At 59.7% G+C, this 5,115-nt stretch carries 3 protein-coding genes; 2 read left to right on the forward strand and 1 reads right to left on the reverse strand.

The window, feature by feature from the left end; all coding sequences use genetic code 11:
- The first annotated feature begins 81 nt into the window (after positions 1-81).
- Positions 82-678 carry a LemA family protein gene (locus tag RI563_RS12435; protein WP_310694705.1) on the forward strand — a complete coding sequence of 199 codons (597 nt, stop codon included), beginning with the start codon at positions 82-84 and terminating at the stop codon, positions 676-678.
- Positions 679-698: 20 nt separating this feature from the next.
- The gene (locus tag RI563_RS12440; protein ID WP_310694706.1) at positions 699-2,639 is read left to right on the forward strand and encodes a M48 family metallopeptidase; all 1,941 of its coding nucleotides are present in this window, start codon (positions 699-701) and stop codon (positions 2,637-2,639) included.
- Positions 2,640-2,656: 17 nt separating this feature from the next.
- Here the strand turns inward: RI563_RS12440 and RI563_RS12445 are convergent, their stop codons facing one another.
- On the reverse strand, positions 2,657-4,966 hold the full coding sequence (locus tag RI563_RS12445; RefSeq protein WP_310694707.1) for a diguanylate cyclase: 2,310 nt from the start codon (positions 4,964-4,966) through the stop codon (positions 2,657-2,659).
- Between the last annotated feature and the right edge of the window lie 149 nt (positions 4,967-5,115).

Raw genomic sequence — 5,115 nt, forward strand, 5'->3', positions numbered from 1 at the left:
ACTCAGAACTCAGAACTCAGAACTAGCCCCTGATTTTATATCCGGCTATGATGGTTTGAAGAACCGCGCTGGAGAGCAAAAATGGATATTTCGACAATCGTGATCCTGGTCGTACTGGGCATCATCGTGGTGTACATCATCGCGATCTACAATCGCCTGGTGGCATTGCAGAACCGTTTCAAGAACGCCTTCGCCCAGATCGAGGTGCAGCTCAAGCGCCGTTATGATCTGATCCCCAATCTGGTGGAAACGGCCAAGGGTTATCTCAAGCACGAACGCGAAACCCTCGATGCCGTCGTGCAGGCACGCAACGCGGCGCAACAGGGGCTGGATCAGGCCCATAACGATCCCGGCAACCCCGATGCGATCGATAACCTCAGCCAGGCCGAAGGCAACCTGGCCGGCGCGCTGGGGCGCTTTAACCTGGTGGTCGAGGCCTATCCCGATCTCAAGGCCAACCAGAACATGATGCAGCTTAACGAAGAGCTGACCAGTACCGAGAACAAGGTCGCCTTCGCCCGCCAGGCCTTCAACGATGCGGTGATGGCCTACAACACCTACAAGCAATCCTTTCCGCAGAATGTGTTCGCCGGCCTGTTCGGCCACGGCCAGGATGCCCATCTGCTGGAGTTCGAAGACAGCGCCGAAATCCAGGCCGCGCCGAAGGTCTCGTTTTGATCCCGCTGTTGCGCTAGGCCATGAACTTTTTTGAAGCACAGGATCGGGCCCGACGCCAGACCGGCTGGCTGGTTGTACTGTTTATGCTGGCGGTGGCGGGGCTGATCCTGCTGACCAATCTGCTCGTGCTGGGGGCCCTCGCCTATAACCAGACCGGGGTGCTGACCTTCTCGCCTGCACTACTGGCACAGCAGTTTCAGTGGGATGTATTCCTCGGCGTGGCGGCGGTGATTATCGCGCTGGTGTTTCTCGGCAGTGCCTATAAAACAATGTCGCTCTCCGGCGGCGGTCACAAGGTGGCCGAGATGCTCGGCGGGCGCGCGCTCAGTTCCGACAGCCGCGATCCCGACGAACGCCGTTTGCTGAACGTGGTGGAAGAGATGGCCATCGCCGCCGGCATGCCGGTGCCCCGGGTCTATCTGCTGGAGGAAGAAGGCATCAACGCCTTCGCCGCCGGTTCCAGTCCCAACAACGCGGTGATCGGCATCACCCGCGGTGCCATGGAGACGCTGAGCCGCGATGAACTGCAGGGCGTGATCGCCCACGAGTTCAGTCACATCTTCAACGGCGACATGCGCATGAACATTCGTCTGATCGGCGTGCTGCACGGTATTTTGTTGCTGGCACTGATCGGCTATTTCCTGGTGCGCTCGTCGTACTTTGCGCGCCTTTCACGCAACCGGCAATCCGGCGGGCTGATGGTGGCGATCATCGGCGTGGGGATCGGCCTGCTGGTGATCGGTTACGTGGGCCACTTCTTTGGCCAGTGGATCAAGGCGATGGTCAGCCGCCAGCGTGAATACCTGGCTGACGCCTCGGCGGTGCAGTTTACCCGCAACAAGCAGGGCATCGCCGGAGCACTGAAAAAAATCGGCGGCGGCCTGCACGGCTCGCTGCTGGAAACCCCGGCCGCCCCCGAGTACAGCCACGCTTACCTGGCCAAGGGCGTCAAAGGCTTCATGCAGTCGCTGTTTTCCACCCACCCGCCGTTGCCGGATCGGATCAAGCGCCTCGATCCTGCCTGGGACGGCGAATTCGTCGTGCCGGTTAAACAATCCACCGCCGCCGATATTGAGCCAGCTTCCGAAGCAGCTCCCAAACCATCACTGGATATTGTCGGCGCCGTGGTCGCCGCCGGTGTCCTCAGCGCCGGCAAGATGGTGGATCAGGTCGGTAACTTCGACGAGCAACAGGTCGAGGCCGCGCGGGCAATCCTCGATAGCATCCCGCCCGAACTGCGCGAAGCCGCCGCCGAACCCTTCGGTGCCCGCGCGGTGATCTACGTGCTGTTACTCGATCCCCGTCCCGAAGTGGAACGCGAACAACAACGTCTGCTGGAACAACAGGCCGATCCGCAAGTGGTCCAGGTATGCCAGGCCCTCGCGCCGCAGCGCCGGGATCTGCCCGAAGCAGTCCGCCTGCCGTTGATCGAACTGACCCTGCCGGCCCTGGAAGGGTTGTCGGAGGAACAGTACCGCCGTTTTCGCGGTGTGGTGCAGGCCCTGATCGCCGCGGACAAGCGCGTCGATCTCAAGGAGTGGATCCTGCAGCGGCTGGTGATCCGACAACTCGACGAATACTTCGGCCTGCGCAAACCCGCCAGAGCAAAACATGGCAAGCTGACGCAGGTAAAAGCTCAGCTGCAGGTGATCCTCTCGCTGGTCGCGCATACCGAATACCCCGACGCGCAACAGGCCGCACAGGCTTTTGATGTCGGCGCGGCCGAAGCGGGTATGACCGATCTCACCCTGTTGCCACGCGACGCACTCGATCTCAACACACTCAACAACGCCCTCGACACGCTTGAGCAACTCAAACCCCTGGCCAAACCCCGCCTGCTCAAAGCCTGCGCCGCCTGCATCCTGCACGACGGCAACACCACCGTCCCCGCCCAGGAACTGCTGCGCACCCTCGCCAGCTGCCTCGACAGTCCGATGCCATTATTAGTTAAAAGTACTTAGTACTTAGTACTAAGCACTCAGCACTCAGCACTCCCCGAAGGGGCCGGTCTGACCCGGTTACGCCCCGCTTCCTTGGCCTGGTACAGCGCGTCATCGGCGCGGCTGATCAGGCTGTCGGGTGTGTCGCCGGGACGACAGGCGCTGACGCCGAGACTGACGGTTACCTGCCCGACAGTGGAGAACCGGGTATCGGCAATGCATTGTCGTAAAAGCTCGGCGGTGTGCAGGGCGCCGTCGAGATCGGTTTCGGGTAGCAGAATGATGAATTCCTCCCCTCCCCAGCGTGCCAGGACGTCGCTATCGCGCCGCTGCTCGCGCATGAGAACGGCCAGCTGCCGCAGTACCTCGTCGCCGACGTTGTGGCCGAAACGGTCGTTGACGAGTTTGAAGTGATCGATATCCAGCAGAATGATTGCCAGATGCCGCCGATAACGGGTTGCGCGTTCCCGTTCATGTAAAAGCATTACTTCGAATTTACGTCGATTATACAGACCGGTCAGGCTGTCGTGACTGGCCTGGCGTTGCAGTTCCTGTTCCAGATTATGGCGCGCCAGTGTGCCGCCGATCATATCCGCGGCGACCTGTAACAGCTGGATATCGGTGTGTGGCCAGTGTTGCTGCATATCGGAGAAGGAGAGGATTAACACCTCTTTCAGCTCGCCTTCACGCAAAATGGGCAGGGCCAGAATCTCGCGAATATTAACATCGGTGGCGATCAGGGCGTGTTCAAGTATATGGAGGTTGTCTTCATTCGCGTTGACAATAACGGGTTCGCCCTTTAGCAACACCGTATAATACGGATTCAATACGACAGCCGGGATATGAAAATCCGCTTCTTTGGGGGCAACGCCCGGCGCGCACCACTGGCTCAGCAGATCAAGTCCTTCGGTGTCACTGTTGTAATGGAACAAGGTACAGCGCAGAGATTGCATGAATTCGCCAAGGAGCGCCAGGGTATCGGCGATACAGGGAGGATCGGTTCTATCGGGCTGATAGATCAACAGTGTAATCGAGATCTTCCGTACCACCTCTTCCAGTTCCAGCTGCCGTTGCAGGCGGGCCTCGACCTGTTTGCGAGAGGTGATATCGATCGCGGTAGAGATAATGCGTTGTTTACCACCAACCTGCATCTGTCGCAGAAAGACATCCTCCCAGGTTGTCTTGCCGTCGATGCTGCAGGTCAGCCATTCAAACCGCTGCGGCCCCTGCTCGCGCACCCGGGTGATCCAGCCGTGCATATCCGCCAGTGAATAGGGCGGCCCGGCCCAGATCGTTGCGTCTGTGAAAGCGACCCGGTTGAGCGTTTCGACATCCGGAACCCCGTAACTTTCCAGGGCCCGGGCGTTGGCTTCGAGCACTTGTGCTGTCTCCCGGTCATGCACCATGATCGAGATTGCGGCGTTCTCAAACAGGATCTGAAACTGTTCGCTGCGCTCCGCCAGTTCCCGGCGCAGCCGGGTTCGTTGCTGGCGCAGCGCCCGCATATACAGGAGAATGAACAACAACACCAATGGCACGGTGATCCCGGCCAGAGTCGGAAGCAGCCAGCGCGGTGTCACCTCGACGGTTTCGGTATGGATCCAGCGATTGGTAATACGGGCGAGTTCTTCAGGGCCCAGTTCAGCGATGGCCTCGTTGATGGTTTTCAGCAAGGCCGATTGACCGGGGCGCACCGCTGCCACCAGTTGCTGCCTGTACAGCACTTTCAGCACATGAAACTTGCCCGGAGTGGAATGAATATCCAGCAGATAACGGCCAACCGGGTAATCGGCGGCAAAGGCGACCACCTCACCGGCGACCGCCGCAGCTACAAGATCAGCATTATTGGGATACTCCCGCAGCGGCAGATCCGGATAACGACCCTGTAGAAACTCCCGTTCGTAACTGCCGGCTACCACCCCGATCGGCGTCAGCGCCGGGTCGAGAATCGACTCGGCACGAGCATCGGCACTGACGAACAGCCCTGTCTCCAGCGGCAGCAGGGGGTGAGAAAAATCCAGAAACTCTGCTCGCTCCGGCGAGGGGAACAGGCCGCCATGTACCTCGGCCCGTTCGTCGCGTACCTGTTCGATGGTCTGCGGCCAGTCCACCAGCTTGAATTCCACCGGCCGGTCCATCTGTTCGCCCAGTGCCCGCCAGAGATCCACCAGCAATCCCTGCGGCTCCCCGTGGCGATCCCGAAAAGCTAACGGCGGCCAGCTATGATCCTGCGAGACCACCAGCGGCGCGGGCGTTTCCTCATCAGTGGCCAGCGCCGCTGTTGGTAACGCCAGCACCAGCGCCGCGCAGAATAACCCTATAAACCTGAGTAAAATGGTGGGATACATAACCACAGTTTAGTTACAACAACACAATCGGCAAAGCCTCAGCAGGCGGTCTCCGGAGGGACTGCACAAAGACCCAACCGGCAAGCTTATCGACCGCCCGGCGGCAAGGTTGAGAAGTTAATTCGATTCACGTCTCGCTACGACCAGCT

The sequence above is a fragment of the Thiohalophilus sp. genome (assembly GCF_031581315.1).
GTDB lineage: Bacteria > Pseudomonadota > Gammaproteobacteria > UBA6429 > Thiohalophilaceae > Thiohalophilus.